At 30.4% G+C, this 16,442-nt stretch carries 18 protein-coding genes; all 18 read right to left on the reverse strand.

Going from position 1 to position 16,442, the window contains the following annotated elements:
- Nucleotides 1-79: 79 nt before the first annotated feature.
- Entirely contained in the window at nucleotides 80-2,074 is a 1,995-nt protein-coding gene (locus BN854_RS05485; RefSeq protein WP_030003546.1) for an extracellular solute-binding protein, read from the reverse strand.
- On the reverse strand, nucleotides 2,071-2,904 hold the full coding sequence (locus tag BN854_RS05490; RefSeq protein ID WP_030003547.1) for an ABC transporter permease: 834 nt from the start codon (nucleotides 2,902-2,904) through the stop codon (nucleotides 2,071-2,073). The genes BN854_RS05485 and BN854_RS05490 overlap by 4 nt, the downstream gene beginning before the upstream one ends.
- Nucleotides 2,897-4,006 (reverse strand): ABC transporter ATP-binding protein, encoded by a 1,110-nt coding sequence (locus BN854_RS05495; protein WP_030003548.1) that lies wholly within the window; start codon nucleotides 4,004-4,006, stop codon nucleotides 2,897-2,899. The genes BN854_RS05490 and BN854_RS05495 overlap by 8 nt, the downstream gene beginning before the upstream one ends.
- Before the next feature lie 111 nt (nucleotides 4,007-4,117).
- On the reverse strand, nucleotides 4,118-4,966 hold the full coding sequence (locus BN854_RS05500) for a DegV family protein (protein ID WP_030003549.1): 849 nt from the start codon (nucleotides 4,964-4,966) through the stop codon (nucleotides 4,118-4,120).
- Nucleotides 4,963-5,520 (reverse strand): DUF1836 domain-containing protein, encoded by a 558-nt coding sequence (locus tag BN854_RS05505; protein WP_030003550.1) that lies wholly within the window; start codon nucleotides 5,518-5,520, stop codon nucleotides 4,963-4,965. The genes BN854_RS05500 and BN854_RS05505 overlap by 4 nt, the downstream gene beginning before the upstream one ends.
- A gap of 154 nt (nucleotides 5,521-5,674) precedes the next feature.
- On the reverse strand, nucleotides 5,675-6,646 hold the full coding sequence (locus BN854_RS05510) for an NAD(P)/FAD-dependent oxidoreductase (RefSeq protein WP_030003551.1): 972 nt from the start codon (nucleotides 6,644-6,646) through the stop codon (nucleotides 5,675-5,677).
- An 83-nt stretch (nucleotides 6,647-6,729) separates the two neighbouring features.
- Nucleotides 6,730-7,260: a biotin transporter BioY gene (locus BN854_RS05515; RefSeq protein ID WP_045959812.1), complete on the reverse strand. Its 531-nt coding sequence runs from the start codon at nucleotides 7,258-7,260 to the stop codon at nucleotides 6,730-6,732.
- Nucleotides 7,247-7,792, reverse strand: coding sequence for a biotin--[acetyl-CoA-carboxylase] ligase (locus tag BN854_RS05520; RefSeq protein ID WP_084600857.1), 546 nt, complete (start codon nucleotides 7,790-7,792; stop codon nucleotides 7,247-7,249). Before BN854_RS05520 ends, BN854_RS05515 begins: the two co-directional genes overlap by 14 nt.
- Nucleotides 7,761-8,183 (reverse strand): 3-hydroxyacyl-ACP dehydratase FabZ, encoded by a 423-nt coding sequence (gene fabZ, locus BN854_RS05525; RefSeq protein WP_030003554.1) that lies wholly within the window; start codon nucleotides 8,181-8,183, stop codon nucleotides 7,761-7,763. The genes BN854_RS05520 and fabZ overlap by 32 nt, the downstream gene beginning before the upstream one ends.
- Nucleotides 8,183-9,430: a beta-ketoacyl-ACP synthase II gene (fabF, locus tag BN854_RS05530; RefSeq protein WP_030003555.1), complete on the reverse strand. Its 1,248-nt coding sequence runs from the start codon at nucleotides 9,428-9,430 to the stop codon at nucleotides 8,183-8,185. The genes fabZ and fabF overlap by 1 nt, the downstream gene beginning before the upstream one ends.
- Nucleotides 9,431-9,438: 8 nt before the next feature.
- Complete coding sequence (gene fabG / locus BN854_RS05535; RefSeq protein ID WP_030003556.1) at nucleotides 9,439-10,179, reverse strand: 3-oxoacyl-[acyl-carrier-protein] reductase; 741 nt, start codon at nucleotides 10,177-10,179, stop codon at nucleotides 9,439-9,441.
- A gap of 4 nt (nucleotides 10,180-10,183) precedes the next feature.
- Nucleotides 10,184-11,086: an ACP S-malonyltransferase gene (gene fabD / locus BN854_RS05540; protein WP_030003557.1), complete on the reverse strand. Its 903-nt coding sequence runs from the start codon at nucleotides 11,084-11,086 to the stop codon at nucleotides 10,184-10,186.
- Nucleotides 11,083-12,015 carry a nitronate monooxygenase gene (locus BN854_RS05545; RefSeq protein ID WP_030003558.1) on the reverse strand — a complete coding sequence of 311 codons (933 nt, stop codon included), beginning with the start codon at nucleotides 12,013-12,015 and terminating at the stop codon, nucleotides 11,083-11,085. Before BN854_RS05545 ends, fabD begins: the two co-directional genes overlap by 4 nt.
- Before the next feature lie 10 nt (nucleotides 12,016-12,025).
- Nucleotides 12,026-12,955 (reverse strand): beta-ketoacyl-ACP synthase III, encoded by a 930-nt coding sequence (locus BN854_RS05550; RefSeq protein ID WP_030003559.1) that lies wholly within the window; start codon nucleotides 12,953-12,955, stop codon nucleotides 12,026-12,028.
- A complete protein-coding gene (locus BN854_RS05555; protein ID WP_030003560.1) occupies nucleotides 12,952-13,776 on the reverse strand; it encodes an acetyl-CoA carboxylase carboxyltransferase subunit alpha in 825 nt (274 codons plus the stop codon). The genes BN854_RS05550 and BN854_RS05555 overlap by 4 nt, the downstream gene beginning before the upstream one ends.
- Complete coding sequence (accD, locus tag BN854_RS05560; RefSeq protein WP_030003561.1) at nucleotides 13,769-14,638, reverse strand: acetyl-CoA carboxylase, carboxyltransferase subunit beta; 870 nt, start codon at nucleotides 14,636-14,638, stop codon at nucleotides 13,769-13,771. The genes BN854_RS05555 and accD overlap by 8 nt, the downstream gene beginning before the upstream one ends.
- Nucleotides 14,619-16,001 carry an acetyl-CoA carboxylase biotin carboxylase subunit gene (locus tag BN854_RS05565; protein WP_030003562.1) on the reverse strand — a complete coding sequence of 461 codons (1,383 nt, stop codon included), beginning with the start codon at nucleotides 15,999-16,001 and terminating at the stop codon, nucleotides 14,619-14,621. The genes accD and BN854_RS05565 overlap by 20 nt, the downstream gene beginning before the upstream one ends.
- Entirely contained in the window at nucleotides 15,985-16,431 is a 447-nt protein-coding gene (locus tag BN854_RS05570) for an acetyl-CoA carboxylase biotin carboxyl carrier protein (RefSeq protein WP_030003563.1), read from the reverse strand. Before BN854_RS05570 ends, BN854_RS05565 begins: the two co-directional genes overlap by 17 nt.
- Nucleotides 16,432-16,442 lie beyond the last annotated feature (11 nt).

A 16,442-nucleotide genomic window follows, 5' to 3' on the forward strand; every position in this document is an offset into this window, starting at 1 on the left:
GGAAGAATATAGTTTTTTCTAAAAAATCAAGTAAAAAGCATTTTAATCGTAAAAAAAATAACCAGGTTTACCCTAGTTATTAAGAAATTTTAACTTTATTTACCATATTATTAATTTTATCCAGTTCTTCTTGCTTTAAATTTTTAAGTGGTGTCCCCTTAAATCTTACTGGACTATCACTTCCAAGAATTGGATAATAAGTCTTATTAGCATATGCCCAATCAGTCAGCCATTCATCTTCTCCAACATAATTAGTAATCATTTCATATGATTTTAATAGCGGTGTTGCATAACCTACAACAGAGGCATTTTCATATGCGTTTTCTGGATCTAAAAAGAAATTAATAAACTTATGTGCTAAATCAACATGTTTAGCTTTTTTAGGAATAACAAAAGCATCCATAAAAGCGATTGTTTGTTCTGGTATATGAATGTCGAAAGTTATTTCATCTAATTTACTACCATCATCTAATTTTAAGTATAGCATATCTAGAAAATCTCCAGTATAGACGAAAGCTAAATCTAAATTATTTGAAGCAATTCCTTTTTTAAGTGTATCTGTTCCCCACTCATTAATATTAGCTTTAATAAGTGTATTTTCAGCTTGTTTCAGTAATTCTTCTGAATATACATTAGGGTCTAAGTTTTGTGAGTACATCGCAGCTGCATATGCATTTCTAGAAACATTATACATACCTAATCTGGTATTAGAAGGTCTCTTTGTTGGATCCATATATGCTTGCCAACCATACTCTTTTACTGCTTGTTCTAACCCTTCTTTTTTCTTATTATACATAAGACCGAAAGTACCCCAAAAATAAGGAACATTATATCTTTCATTACCTTGAGTCATCTTAGATTGTATGCCTAAGACTCCTTCCATATAAGGGTTATTGTCTTGATTGTAATTAGATAATTTGCTGTAGTCTATTTCTTGCAATAAATCTTTTTCCATCATCTTTTCAATCATATAATCAGATGGGACTACTAAATCATATGCGGTAGTGCCACTTTTTATTTTTGAATAAAATAATTCATTTGAATCGGCAATACTAATTGAAACTTCTACACCAAATTCTTCTTCAAATTTAGCAACTAAATCATCATTAATATACTCACCCCAGTTTAATAACAATAACTTATTACTTTGACCACATGAAGCAAGTAAAATTGAACTTATTATAATCGTAAGTAAGAGATATATTTTTTTAGTGTTTAGCATTTTTCTTACCTCTTTTTTTAACATAAGTTGGTATCCTAGAACAAAGGCTAAAGTAACAAGTGTTAATAATGTTGAAAAGGCATAAACAGATGGTGTTAGACTCTTTCTTCCAATAGAACCATAAATCCAAATAGAAAGATTATCAAAACCATTTCCTGTAGTATAATAACTAATTACAAAATCATCAATACTCATTGTAAATGCAAGCAATGTTCCAGAAAATACCCCTGAAATAATAGCTGGTAAAACTACCTTGATTAAAGCTTTGTAAGGTTTTACCCCTAAATCTAATGCAGCATCCATTAAGTTAGGATCTGTTTCTTTTAATTTTGGTAAGACACTTAATATAACATATGGCAATGTAAAGAATAAATGAGCCATAATTAAAGTAACTGGACCAAAGATATAAGGAAAGATTGGTAAAAGTAAAGAAAAGATAATCATTAAAGAAATACCTGTAACAATATCAGCATTTAAAACTGGAATATTATTAAATAACATAACTCTTTGACGTTTCTTTTTAGCAAGCGAATAGATACCAACTGCAATAAAGGTTCCTAGTATAGCCGCGAGAGCTGTTGAAACAAGACTCACAATTAAAGTATTTGTAATAGCGTTTCTTAAAGAACGATTACTAAACATTTCTAAATACCATTTAAATGTAAGTGATTTAAACGAATTCACATCACTACTTGAATTAAGTGATTGTAAGGCAATTAATAAAATAGATAAATACATAACAAATATGATTAATCCTAATAATATTTTACTAATAATTTTGTAAACCTTTTTAAGTTTTGAATAATCTTTATAACCATAGTCTGATAAAGCTGCTTTTGGGTACTTATTCATAGTAACATTTCTCCTTCTTTATCCACTTTATTAACAACAAATAAAGCAATTAATATCATGAAGATAATGACAACTGATAGTAAACTACCAAATCCATAGTTCATATTTTTAAAAGCTTGTTCAATTAAATTTCCTATAAAAAGTACATTGCCTTTACCTAGTATTTCTGGTACTGCAAATCCTGATAATGCTGGTAGGAAAACTAAAATAGCACCTGTGATAACACCTTTTAAAGAAAGAGGAAAAACCACTTTGAAAAAAGTTTTACTTTCTGTAAGTCCTAAATCTAATGAAGCTTCTTCTAAACTGTAATCTATTTTTTCTAATGCTGTATAAACTGGTAAAATTACAAACGGTAAGTAAGTAAAAACCAATCCTATAATAACAGCTAAAGGTGTTCCTTTTATACCAATACCAATATTGATGTTAATTCTTGAAAGTAAGTCTGTTACCATATTATTATGTTCCATTAAGTTGCCTAAACTTTCTGTTCTTAATAGAAGGTTAGACCACATCGGTAAGATAAAAATAGTTAATATCAATAGTTTATTTTTAAACTTAGACTTAAAGAGTTGATAAGCAACAAAATAGCCTAAAACTAATGAAATAAGCGTTGCTATTCCTGCATATAAAAAGCTATTTCTTATCGCAACTAAAGTAGTTGAATCAAATAACAATTCAAAGGCATTCATTGAAACTTTAGCCTCATCAAAACTTAATCCTTCTGATTGGATAAAACTTAGAATAATCATAACCCCTATTGGTAAGATAGCCAAAAGGTATAACCATACAATATATGGTGTGGATAATTTCTTAAAAGACTTATTCATATTCATTAACCTTCATAATATGAATTTCATATGGATCCACTTTTAATCCAATATCTTCTCCAACAACATAGTTTTCATAAGTATTAACTTTTAAACTTGTTCCTTTTATATCGACTAACAATTCATTATGAACACCTTTAAATAAACTGCTTGTTACTTTTCCTATTAATTTTGCTTTATCTAAATCTACTACATCAAAATCTTCAGGTCTAATCACAACATCTACTTTTTCATTTTTCTTAAAAGTATATCCCATACATTCAAAATCAACGCCCATAAATGACACTAAATCCTTTTTTAAGTATACAGCTGGAATAATATTGGATTCCCCAATAAAAGTTGCTACATATCTATTTACTGGCTCATTATAGATTGCTTTAGGAGTTCCTAATTGAACAATGATTCCTTTATCCATAACGGCAATTCTATCACTCATTGTCATTGCTTCTTCTTGATCATGTGTAACAAAGATAAAAGTAATACCTAATTGTCTTTGCATTTCCTTTAATTCATATTGCATCTTTTGTCTTAACTTTAAGTCAAGTGCTGCTAAAGGTTCATCTAATAATAGAATTTTAGGTTTATTAACAATAGCACGGGCCAACGCAACTCTTTGTTGTTGCCCTCCACTCATTTGAGTAATTCTTCTATTTTCGTATCCTTTTAAGTTAACTAAAGATAATGCTTCTAATGCAGATGCTTTAATAAGTTCATTGATTTTCTTTTTTACTTCTTTTTTATTTTCATTTTCTAAATGATAAAAATTAATCAAATATTCCCAGCTACGGTTTTTAAGTCCAAAGGCTACATTATCAATTACATTCAAATGTGGGAATAATGCATATTTTTGAAATACTGTATTAATTGGTCTTGCATATGGAGGTAGATCACTAAAATCTTTACCTTCAATAATAATCTCTCCCTGATTGGCTTTTTCAAATCCGCCTATCATTCTTAGTGTTGTTGTTTTACCGCACCCAGACGGTCCTAAAAGAGTTAAAAACTCGTTTTCAAATACTTGTAAGTTTAGACTGTTAACAATGACTTCATCGTCAAACTGTTTAGTTACATTCAAAAGTTCAATAATGACTTTATCGCCCACTAATGGATCCTCCATATTATTTATTTTCACGAGATAATTATAAGGCATTTTAAAAATAATGCAATCCTTTTTTATCACAAAAAAATAAAGAGCCTAACAAGGCTCCCAATTTCATTTTTCTAGTATACTTATTGCTATTCCTAAAGCTTCTTTTCCTGTATGAATTGCTAATGCTGGGGTTACGTATTGAACATCAATTTCAGTAGCATTTGGAAGTTCTTTTTTCATTACTTCTAAAATCTTAGAAATATCTTCATTTGTCTGACTATTGAGTAATGTTACTTCGTATTTTTTGCATGTTCCAACAAAGTCTTTTGCAAGTCCAATCATACCAGTAATTGCGTGTTTATAACCACGTGTTTTTTTAACAGTGTAATAAACACCCTTATCATTACAACTAATAACTGGTTTAATATTAAGCATAGAAGCGATCGTTGCTGAAACTAGTCCTATTCTTCCACCTTTTTTAAGGTTTTCAAGACTTCCAACAGTGAAAAATACTTTTTGATTTTCTAAGTTATCATTAACAGTTTTGACAATCTCATCAAAACTCTTTCCTGCTTTGGCAAGTCTACCAGCTAAAATAGCGCTATAACCACTACCTAAACTAATATTTTTAGTATCTATGACTTCTATTTTTAAATCATCATATAGTGAAGTCATTTGTTGGATAATATTCATTGTACCACTTAAACCTTTTGAAATAGGTATAGCAATTACATGGGTATATCCAAGTGCTTTTATTTCATCTAATTGATCAATAATATCATTAGGCGAAGGAAGTGATGTTGTTACTTTAGTTTCTTCTAGTTTAACTAATACCTCATCTAAGGTAATATCTTTTTTATCAGTATATTCTTTTCCATCAATAATAATTCTAAGTGGTAAGACAAAAATAGGCAAATCTAATTTTTCTAAATTGATATCTGAACCTGAGTCAGATAAAATAGCAATTTTCATTCTTTGTTCTCCTTTGTAATATTGTGTATTTCTTTTAATAGGTATTCTGACATCATTTTTGAGGCAAAAGCTAAAGTAGCGGTTTTCATTGGGAGTAAGTTATAATCAATTGGTTGAATAAAATATGCTTCATCAGGTGTTTTTTCTAATTGTTCAGTCATAACTTTTAAAGCATTTTCTAAAAAATCAATGAATAAATTGTATGCTTTTATTTTACCAAATGTAAGTTTCATGTGTTGTATACCTCTACTTACAGAAGATAAAGTTGCTACTTGCTTTAGAATAGTAATTGTTATTATAAATGCTATGTGGTCTTTTTGGTATCTTTTTTTTACTGGTGCCGGCATAAGTTTATTTTTAACATAATTATTAATCATAGAATCAGTTAAGACTTGCTTAGAATTGCTTGATACCGGCTCTATAAACACTGCACTAATATTATCATTTACGTATTCTAATACTTGATCAAGATATAAAGAGAGTTCTGGTAAATCTTCCCATCTAGGAAGTCTAATTTCTTTTACACTCATGGCCCAGTCTTTTATTTCAGTCAATATAATCACCTCATCTAGTTTTCAATACTAGATTATCACATTTTATAGATTTGTCAATTATTTTTATTTATTTTAGGCCTAAAAATAGCGATAATCTTCATTTTTATAAAAAAAGACTATTTACTAAAATTGAGTAAATAATCTTTATTTTTTATTATTCTGTAATAATTGATGAAGAATGTTGTGTATTCGTTGTTCTTTCAGGATGTAGGTACTCACTGATAACCCCAATAGCGGTTGCTGCTTCACCCATACCAGTAACAATCATTTTAGCTTTTCCTTCATAAAAAACACCGTTACCAGCTGCATAAATTCCTTCAAGATTAGTTTCCATTTTACTATTAACATAAATTAAACCTTTTATACCTTCAATGCCCCAATCTTCTAACTTAGATTTAGAGCCTAAAAGTCCGTAATTTACTAAAATAGTATGTGCCGGCATTATTAATAATTCTTTAGTCTTTACATCTTCTAATTCAATACCTGTAACTTTTTTATCACCTAATACTCTTTTAACTACATAAGGAGTATGTGTTTTTCCATTCAATTTAAGATATTGATCCAATGTATCTTGATGAGCTCTAAATGCATCTCTTCTATGTACTAAATGTACATTTTCAGTGATACTCTTTAATTCAAGTGCCCAATCCACTGCAGAATCTCCACCACCTAAAACAACTATTTCTTTATCCTTATGATCTTCTAAGTTATCAATATGGTAAATAACACCTTCTAAATGGCTGTTTTCTACATCTAGAGGCATTGGTGTAAAACTACCACCGCCGTGAGCAATCAAAATAGTTTTTGTCTGAAATACTTGTTGATTAGTTGTTACTTCGTAATAATCATTTACTCGTTTAACTTCTAATGCTTCTTGATTTAAATATACAGGTACTTCTTTTTCAAATCTTTTATATTGTTTGATACATTCTTTAACATAATCTTCAGCTTTTATTTTATAAAAGCCAGGTGCATCATATATTGGTTTATCTTTATATAAATTAATAGGTTGTCCACCCATATAAGGTAATGATTCAATAACAGCTGCATCTAACTTTCTTAGTCCTGCTAAAAAGGCAGCATATAATCCAGTTGGTCCAGCACCTATAATAAGTAATTCTAACATTTTTTCACGTCTCCTTGTATGCCTTAATAAGTATAGCATATTAGAAAGTTTTTTTTATTATCTATGCTTTAAAATTATATTTTTTATAAATAAGCAATTTCTTCAGGAATTTTACGATATAAAACGTATGCTAATATAATCTTAATAAAATCTACTACCATGTAAGGTGTAAAGTATAAAAGGGCATCCATATAAGACATCTTCGTATAGATTGAAAAATAGATTGTAGAAAGTGGATAGACTAAGACAATACTTACAAGGGTTGCTACTAATATATCATAGAAAATATTTTTAGTTTTAGATTTTAAGAGTGCAATTAAAAAAGCAACCACTGGAAATAAATATAAAAATCCAGCAGTAGGTCCTACAAAAGGAGCTATTCCTCCTACTTTATTACTAAATATAGGTAGACCAATTAATCCTAAAACAAGGTATGTTATAACACATAAAAATGCATCTGTTGGCTTAAGTAAAAAACCAATTAAAACAATCACAGCTGTCTGTAATGTAAATGCAATTCCTACAACCGGCACTTGAAAAGGAGGCAATAAGTAGGCACTAACAGATAACAAAGCCGTTAAAAGTGCAACTTTTGAGAGTCTATACAATGTCATATTGAGTTATTAACTCCTTTATTATTTTTTTAAATATTGAATTAATCTGATATTGTAAATTTGTTAAAAGTCTAAAAGAGGTTGCCTTGGTTTCAATAAAATCAACTTGGTTTATATTTAAGCCAATTCCGATAATCATATATGTAAAAGCATTTTTTTCAACAAGTGTTTCAATTAAAATGCCACATAATTTCTTATTTTCTACATAAATATCATTAGGTTCTTTAAATCTAGCTATAATATCAAACTGCTTGATTGTTTCTAGTAAACTTCTTGTAATCCAGTTTTTAATTTTTTCCATTTTATCTAATGTGACTTTTTTTAAAAGAAGAGAAAACGTTAAGTTTTCTCCTATTTTAGATTCCCATTTCCTATCAAATTGACCCTTTCCTTTTGTTTGAAAATTAGCTTTAACAATCGTAAAACTAACTTCTTTTAGGTAATTTCTTTTTAAATAGTCATTTGTAGAATCTATCTCATTAAATTCTTTTATTCTAAGCTTAATTGATTGCAAAAGATATCGTTGCCTCACATACTAAATTTTCTCCAACGTAAGCCTTAGCAGCACCAACCCCAAAACTTCCTCTTAATTTAATTAATTCACATTCTAGCCTTAATTCATCACCAGGTAGTACGCTTTTTCTAAATTTAGCTTCTTTAATTCCAGCAAAAAAAGCAATTTTTCCCTTATACTCTTCTTTAGATAATAAGATTACTGCACCTACCTGAGCAAGCGATTCAATAATTAAAACACCTGGCATAACTGGAAGTTCAGGGAAATGACCTTTAAAATAAAATTCATCTTTAGTAAGCCTTTTAATGCCAACAGCTCTTGTTCCTTCTAATTCTATAATTTCATCTATTAATAAAAATGGATCTCTATGTGGTATTATTTTCTTTATTTCTTCTTGATTTAAAGTCATTAGTTTTCCTCCCATTTTTTAAAAATTAAAACTGCATTGTGTCCACCAAACCCAAGATTTGTATTCATTGCATATTTAATATCTTTTTTTACACTTTGGTTAGGGGTGTAGTTTAGATCACACTCTAAAGCTTTAACTTTATAGTTGATTGTTGGTGGAATTATCCCTTGTTCTAAACTTTTTAGACATACAATTGACTCAACTGCTCCGGTTGCCCCTAGCATATGACCTGTCATAGATTTAGTAGAGCTTATATTAACATTGTATGCATGTTCTTTTAAAGCTTGTTTAAAGCCTTGTGTTTCAAGTTTATCATTTAGATATGTTGAGGTTCCATGAGCATTAATATATCCAATTTCTTCTTTTTTAATACCTGCATCTAAAATAGCAAACTCAATTGCCTTTGTAATACCAGATGCTGTTTCATCTGGTGCAGTCATATGAAAAGCATCAGACGTTGTGCCATAACCAACAACTTCACCATAAATTTTAGCATTTCTTTTTAAGGCATGTTCATAGGATTCTAATATTACAATACCTGAACCTTCTCCCATGATAAATCCGCTACGTTCTTCATCAAATGGGATAGAAGCTCTATTCACATCTTCTGATGTACCAAGGGCTCTTAAAGATAGAAAGCCTCCAATCCCAACTTCATTAATAGAAGCTTCGGCTCCACCTGCTAAAGCAAGATCTAAATAACCATGTTGAATACTTCTAAATGCTTCACCGATTGCATTCGTAGAAGCACTACATGCAGTAATAATTGGCAAACTTGGTCCTTTAAGTCCTAATTTAATAGATATCATTCCAGCTGTCATGTTAGCAATCGAATTAGGTATAAAGAAAGGTGATAATCTTGTAGGATCATTTTTTTCAGTTACTTTTTTAATTTCATCTGAAATTGTTGTTAGACCACCAATACCACTACTTACATAAGTCCCAAAGCGATATGGATCGTAATCATTTTCTGTTAGACCTGCATTTTTATAAGCTTGAACTGCCGCAATCGTTCCTAATAACATAACCCTATCAGCTCTTTTGATTTCTCTTTTGTCAAAGTAATCTTCTAAGTTAAAATTTTTAAGTTCTCCTGCAAGTTTAGCTTTAAATTTAGTCGTGTCAAAAGACTTAATAAAATCAATTCCATTAACACCATTGACTAAGTTAGTAAATGTTTCTTCTACATTATGCCCTACAGGGGTTAAAGCACCCATTCCTGTAATAACTACTCTTTTTCTTTCCATTCTTTCACCTACATCGCTAATCCGCCATCAATGCTGATGACTTGTCCTGTAATATATGAAGCATCTGGACTAGCTAAAAAGGCTACTGCATTAGCAATATCTTCAGCATGTCCTAATTTTTTCAAAGGGATTTGTTCTAATACGTTATTAATAATTGTCTCAGGTAGTTTGTCTGTCATTTGAGTTTGGATAAATCCTGGAGCAACCGCATTAACTGTAACACTTCTTGATGCTAATTCTCTTGCCAAAGTTTTTGTAATTCCTATGACACCAGCTTTTGCCGCACTGTAGTTAGATTGTCCTGCATTACCCATAATGCCTGTTACAGAAGAAATATTGATAATTCTTCCATATCCTGATTTTAGTAAAACCTTTGATACATGTCTACAAACATTCCAAACACCTTTTAAGTTAGTTGAGATAACTCTATCAAATTGTTCTTCTTGCATACGTAGTATTAATGCATCATCTGTGATTCCAGCATTATTGACTACAATATTTAGATTTCCTAGTTTTGTAACAACCTCTTTTACCATTTGTTCTACTTCTTGATATTTACTTACATCTGCTTTTATTGCTATCACTCTAACATTAAATGCTTCTAGTTCTTTAACTACGGATGCTGCTTGTTCATCGCCTACATAATAGTTAAGTGCTATATCATAACCAGATATTGCTAATTTGTGGGCAATAGCTTTTCCAATTCCAGTTGTACCACCTGTTATTAACGCAACTTTTTTATCACTCATTTTATCATCCTCTCAAATTTATAAAATCTTCGATTTTTTCTATATTGTTAACCATCACTTCTGGATAATTTTTCTTTATTAATTGACTTAAAACTGTTCCAGGTCCCATTTCAATGAAATGTGTGTATCCATCTTTAATCATTTGTTCTATGCTTTGATAAAAATATACTGGACTTTGAATTTGTTCTTCTAATCTTTCAAGTAATTCATTTTGATTTAAAGGCATAGCAGTTGTATTAAGATAGACACTTTTTGTCGTAGTTATTTGCGGTATTCTGCTTAAATATTCTTTCAACTCTTTACCTGCTTGTTTCATAAGTGGAGAATGGAAAGCACCTGATACATTAAGTGTAATGACTCTTTTCGCTCCTGCTTCTTTTAACTTTTGTGAGGCTAATTCAATTGCATCATAAGTTCCACTAATCACTATTTGGTTTTTTGAATTATAATTTGCAATTACTAATACTTCATTTAATTGTTCTGATATGGAATCACAAATATTTTTAATAATAGTTTCATCCAAATTGATGACAGCTGCCATTTTTCCTTTATTTCCTACTGAAGCTTTTTGCATAAGTTCTGATCTTTTTTTAACAATTTTTAAAATAGTTTCAAAATCATAAATACCTGATGCATATAAAGCAACATATTCACCTAAACTAAATCCTAAAAAAGCATCAGCATCTATATATGCTTTACATTTATCATAAATTGCAATACTCACTAAGGCAATCATTGGTTGTGTGTAATAGGTATCATTGAGTTCATTATTTTTATTTTCTAGAATCTCTAAAACATCATATCCTAAAACCTTATTAGCTATTTCTACCATATGAGATGTTAAAAATTCTTTTCCCATATTAGTAAATTGACTTCCTTGACCAGAAAAAACAATAGCCTTTTTCATAGTACTTGAAGTTCCTTTTGGTATTTATTAACACCTTCAAATAATTCTTCTAATACTTGTTTAACTGGTTTAATTTCTTTTACTAATCCTGAAATTTGTCCAGCCATAAATGAACCATTATCAACATCGCCTTCAAAAACTGCCTTTCTTAAAGACCCTAAGGTTTTAGTTTCAAGTTCTTCTAAGCTAGCCCCTTCGTGAGTCATCTTTAAGTATTCTACGGCCATTTTATTTTTTAATACTCTAACAGGCGCTCCTGTGTTTCTTCCTGTAACAACTGTTTCAGTATCTCTTGCGGCTACTACTTTTAGTTTATAGTTTAAATGTACTGGGCATTCTTCTGTTGCAAGTAAAACTGTTCCTAATTGAACACCTTTAGCTCCTAGTGCAAAAGCAGCCAATACGCCTCTTTTATCTGCAATACCACCAGCAGCTATCACTGGTATAGTAACTGCATCAGCTACTTGTGGAATTAAAGCCATCGTCGTTAATTCTCCAATGTGTCCGCCTGCTTCAGTTCCTTCTGCAACAACTGCATCAGCACCAGCTCTTTGCATTCTAACTGCAAGGGCTACTGATGGAACAACTGGAATTACTATCATTCCTGCATTTTTCCATGCTTCCATATAAATACCTGGACTACCTGCACCTGTTGTAATAATTTTAACGCCTTCTTCAATTACCATTTGAGCAATATCTTTAGCATGTGGACTCATGAGCATGATATTTACTCCAAAAGGTTTTGATGTTAATTGTTTACATTTTCTAATTTCTTCTCTTACCCAATTAACATCATTTCCTCCTGAACCTATTAAACCTAGTCCACCTGCATTAGAAACAGCTGAAGCCAATTGTGCAGTAGCAATATTTGCCATTCCACCTTGAATAACTGGATATTTAATATTAAGTAATTCTGCTATATTTTTCATTTAATTTCTCCTAAATATCAATAATTGCTGATCCCCATGTAAACCCTCCACCAAAGCCAACTAATAAGACTTTCTTACTAGTTTTTTGAGTATCCTTGTATTCTGAAAGTGCAATGGGTATGCTTGCTGCTGAAGTGTTTCCATATTTATCAATATTGATAAAAACTTTATCTATATCAATTTTCATGATTTTTACTACATGATCAATGATTCTTTTATTTGCTTGATGGAAAATAATACCATCAATATCATCTATTTCTAGTTTAGCATATTCTAATACTTTATTAATAGCAACAGGTATCATTTGAACTGCAAATTGATATACTTTTTTTCCGTCCATTTTTAGATAACGAGAAGCATATAAGATATCTTCTGTATCACCTTTTGAGTCACTATAGAAATATACTTCATTTTTAGGTTCATTTGTTCCTTCTATAATCATAGCACCTGCGCCATCACCAAATAAAATACATGTGTTTCTATCAGTATAATCAATAATTTGACTCATCTTTTCACTACCTATGACAAGTGCTGTTTTAAATTTACCGGTTACTAATAAGTTACTAGCTATTTCTAAAGCATAAACAAATCCAGTACATGCAGCATTAATATCAAACGCCATGATTTGTTTATCATTTAATCCAAGTCTTGCTTGAACCAAATTCGCAATAGATGGGTTTCTATTATCATTGCTCATGGTAGCAACTACAATTAAATCTATTTTTTCTTTATCATAATTAGATTTAGTTATAGCATCTAATGCTGCTTTATATGCTAAATCTATATTTTTTTCTGTCTTAGCAATTCTTCGTTCGATTATTCCTGTTCTAGTTTGAATCCATTCATCTGATGTTTCTACTATTTGTTCTAAATCTTTATTTGTTAGTATATCTTCTGGGACATACTTTCCTGTTGATACTACCTTGATTCTAGGATTCATATATCCTCCTTTGGTTCCTGGCTATTAGTAAAAACACCAATATTTCTAAATTTATTATATCTATTTGTAAGTAATTCTTCTGTATTTTTTTTAACTAATTCTTTTAATGTCTTTGTTAAATATTTTTTAAAGGCTTCAATACCTTCATCAGGATTAACTGATAGAGGAACCTTTTCTTTAATAATCTCATCAACAATTTTCATTTCTTTTAAATCTAATGCTGTCAGTTTCATTAACTCTGCTGCCTCTTTTGCTCTTTGACTATCCTTAAATAAAATAGCTGCAAACCCTTCTGGAGATAAGATAGAGTAAATACTATTTTCAAACATAGCAAGAGAATCTGAAACACCAATAGCTAATGCCCCACCTGATCCTGCTTCTCCTAAAACCACACTAATAATTGGTGTTTTAAGTGTAATCATCTCTTTTAGATTATTAGCAATCGCATGAGCTTGTCCTCGCTCTTCAGCCTTAATTCCAGGATAAGCTCCTGGAGTATCAATAATTGTAATAATGGGTCTACCAAATTTTTCTGCTTGTTTCATTAATCTAAGTGCTTTATGATAACCCTCTGGATGAGGCATTCCAAAATTTCTCATAATTTTCTCTTTAGTTGTTACACCTTTTTCTTGGGCAATAATTGTGACTGGAGTATTTCCAAAAAAAGCTAGGCCACCAATAATAGATTGATCATCACCAATATATCTGTCTCCGTGAAGTTCAATAAAATCTGTGAAGACTCTTTCTATTAGAGTTTTTGAGGTAATTCTTTTACTATCTCTCGCTAATAAAACTTTTTCCCATGCTGTATGATTATTCATATATACCTCTTTGATGCAGTGTTAAAAGTTGTGTTAAAACACTTTTCATATCTTTTCTATGAACAATTAAATCTACTTGTCCTTTTTCTAACTGAAAATTTTCTGTTTGAAACCCTTCAGGTAAATCTTCTCCAATTGTTTGTTTAATGACACGAGGTCCTGCAAAACCTATAAGGGCTGTTTTCTCTGCAATATTAATATCTCCTAATGCTGCAAAGCTGGCTGCTACGCCTCCTGTTGTAGGATTAGTCATTACACTAATATAGAGTTGATTTAATCTACTTAATGCTGCTGAAGTTTTCGCCATTTGCATTAATGAAAGAATACCTTCTTGCATTCTTGCTCCTCCTGAAGCACTAAAAATAATAAGAGGCAGTTTATCTTGTTCTGACAATTCTATTAAGCGGGTTAATTTTTCTCCCACCACACTACCCATACTTCCCATCATAAATTGACTATCTAATATAGCAATATAGACCGGAATTTTATTTATTTTTGCTGATGCACAAATAAGGGCTTCATCTAATCCAGAAAATTTTTGTGCAGTACTTAATTTATCTTCATATCCAGGCATTAAAAGCGGGTTACTTGCTTCAATGTTTTTAAAAAGATGAGTTATTGAATCCTCATCAACAATCATCTGTAATCTTTTTTTTGCCCCTATTCTAAAATGGTGCCCACAATATGGGCACACATGTAAGTTTAGTTCTAATTCTTTGTTATATAAAGCACTCATACATGCTTCACATTGACTGAAAATATGATCAGGGATATCTATAGGTTTGTACTTAAACTCCCTTTTTCTAACAATTTTTTTAAATTCTAGTACTTTTTGTTTACGTTCATTTAATAAACTCTTCATGATATTCCTCCATCATTACTGAATGAAATCTAGCAATAAATCCAGTATCATATGAGCCTTTAATAAACTCCGGATGATGCATAATCATATATTGATATTCAATGTTAGTATCTATACCCTCAATAACAAATTGTTCTAATGCTACTCGCATTTTTCTAATTGCTTCTTTTCTAGTCTTACCAAAGACAATGAGTTTAGATAACATAGAGTCATAAAACGGTAAAACATCATAATCAGGATAGATAAAACCATCTATTCTAACTCCTAATCCTCCTGGTAATAGAATTCTTTTAATTCTACCTGGAGTTGGCATGAAGTTTTTAAATGGATTTTCTGCATTAATACGACATTCTATTGCATGCCCTAATATAGTTAAATCCTTTTGTTTTAGAGTTATTTTTTTATCATAGGCAATTTTTATTTGCTCTTTAATCAAATCTACTCCTGTAATCATTTCTGTCACAGGATGTTCTACTTGAATTCTAGTATTCATTTCAATAAAGTAGAATTTACCCTCTTTATCAACTAAAAATTCTACTGTTCCAGCATTTGTATATCCAACTGTTTTAGCTAATTTCACAGCTGCTTGACCCATTTTTTTTCTCAAACTATCATTGATGAAACTTGAAGGAGCTTCTTCAATCATTTTTTGATTTCTTCTTTGCATTGAGCAATCTCTTTCAAAAAGATGAATCGTGTTGCCATGATGATCTGCTAAAATTTGTATTTCTATATGTCTAGGATTTGAAATGAACTTTTCTATATAAAGTTGATTATCGCCAAAGTTTGCCATAGCTTCAAGTTGAGTTTTTTCAAATACTGATAAAAAATCTTGATCAGAATAAACAATACTTATTCCTTTACCTCCACCACCACTACTTGCCTTAATCATCACTGGATATCCAATTTTTTTAGCAATTTTAAGTCCCTCTTTAGCATTTTCAATAATTCCTTCACTACCTTCTACGACTGGTATTGAAGCACTAATTGCGATTTTTCTTGCAGTTGCTTTATCACCAAGTTTTTCAATAACTGAAGCTTTAGGTCCAATAAATCTAATTTGGCACTCTTCAACCATTGAAACGAATTTAGGATTTTCTGATAAAAATCCATATCCTGGGTGAATTGCATTACATCCAGTAGCAATCGCAGCACTTAATACTCTACTCATATTAAGATAACTGTCTTTACTTAAATTGCCACCAATACAAACTGCTTCATCTGCAAGCTTAACATGTAAACTATTTTCATCTGCTTTAGAATAAATTGCTACTGTTAGAATACCTAGTTCTTTACAAGCTCTTATAATTCTTACTGCTATTTCACCACGATTAGCTATTAATATTTTATTTTGTGTTTTCATTTTCTACAACTGTAAATAAAACGTCATCAAATCCCACAACATTCTTATTTTCTAAACAAACAGAATCAATAACTCCGTCATATGGGCTTGTAATTTCATTCATAATTTTCATAGCTTCAATAATGCAAACAACATCACCTTTTTTCACTTTAGAACCTTTAGTTACAAATGGTTCGCTAGTAGGGCTTGATGATTCATAATATGTTCCAACAAGTGGTGATTTGATTTCTTTTTTAGGTAAATTAATCGTTGGCTCAATCAATGTTTGATCACTATTTTTTTGTTCTATTATATGATTTGTGATTGTTTTTGGTTCTTCGATGTTATTCTTTGAAAGTTTTAATTTAAAAGAATCCATTTCTAACTCTAAAGACCTCAAAGTTGAACTCTCAAAATCTTTTATAATACTTTGAATTTCTTTTAGTTTCATATATATTTTAT

Origin of the sequence: Alteracholeplasma palmae J233 (assembly GCF_000968055.1) — a bacterium.
Taxonomy (GTDB): Bacteria; Bacillota_I; Bacilli_A; order Acholeplasmatales; family Acholeplasmataceae; genus Alteracholeplasma; species Alteracholeplasma palmae.

Bases quoted from the DNA above. Each gene is read 5' to 3' on its own strand.
- BN854_RS05570 (WP_030003563.1), bottom strand. From the start codon at position 16,431: ATGAAACTAAAAGAAATTCAAAGTATTATAAAAGATTTTGAGAGTTCA.
- fabD (WP_030003557.1), bottom strand. From the start codon at position 11,086: ATGAAAAAGGCTATTGTTTTTTCTGGTCAAGGAAGTCAATTTACTAAT.
- BN854_RS05515 (WP_045959812.1), bottom strand. From the start codon at position 7,260: ATGACATTGTATAGACTCTCAAAAGTTGCACTTTTAACGGCTTTGTTA.
- BN854_RS05555 (WP_030003560.1), bottom strand. From the start codon at position 13,776: ATGAATAATCATACAGCATGGGAAAAAGTTTTATTAGCGAGAGATAGT.
- BN854_RS05510 (WP_030003551.1), bottom strand. From the start codon at position 6,646: ATGTTAGAATTACTTATTATAGGTGCTGGACCAACTGGATTATATGCT.
- fabZ (WP_030003554.1), bottom strand. From the start codon at position 8,183: ATGACTTTAAATCAAGAAGAAATAAAGAAAATAATACCACATAGAGAT.
- BN854_RS05485 (WP_030003546.1), bottom strand. From the start codon at position 2,074: ATGAATAAGTACCCAAAAGCAGCTTTATCAGACTATGGTTATAAAGAT.
- BN854_RS05500 (WP_030003549.1), bottom strand. From the start codon at position 4,966: ATGAAAATTGCTATTTTATCTGACTCAGGTTCAGATATCAATTTAGAA.
- fabF (WP_030003555.1), bottom strand. From the start codon at position 9,430: ATGGAAAGAAAAAGAGTAGTTATTACAGGAATGGGTGCTTTAACCCCT.
- accD (WP_030003561.1), bottom strand. From the start codon at position 14,638: ATGAAGAGTTTATTAAATGAACGTAAACAAAAAGTACTAGAATTTAAA.
- fabG (WP_030003556.1), bottom strand. From the start codon at position 10,179: ATGAGTGATAAAAAAGTTGCGTTAATAACAGGTGGTACAACTGGAATT.
- BN854_RS05565 (WP_030003562.1), bottom strand. From the start codon at position 16,001: ATGAAAACACAAAATAAAATATTAATAGCTAATCGTGGTGAAATAGCA.
- BN854_RS05550 (WP_030003559.1), bottom strand. From the start codon at position 12,955: ATGAATCCTAGAATCAAGGTAGTATCAACAGGAAAGTATGTCCCAGAA.
- BN854_RS05545 (WP_030003558.1), bottom strand. From the start codon at position 12,015: ATGAAAAATATAGCAGAATTACTTAATATTAAATATCCAGTTATTCAA.
- BN854_RS05490 (WP_030003547.1), bottom strand. From the start codon at position 2,904: ATGAATAAGTCTTTTAAGAAATTATCCACACCATATATTGTATGGTTA.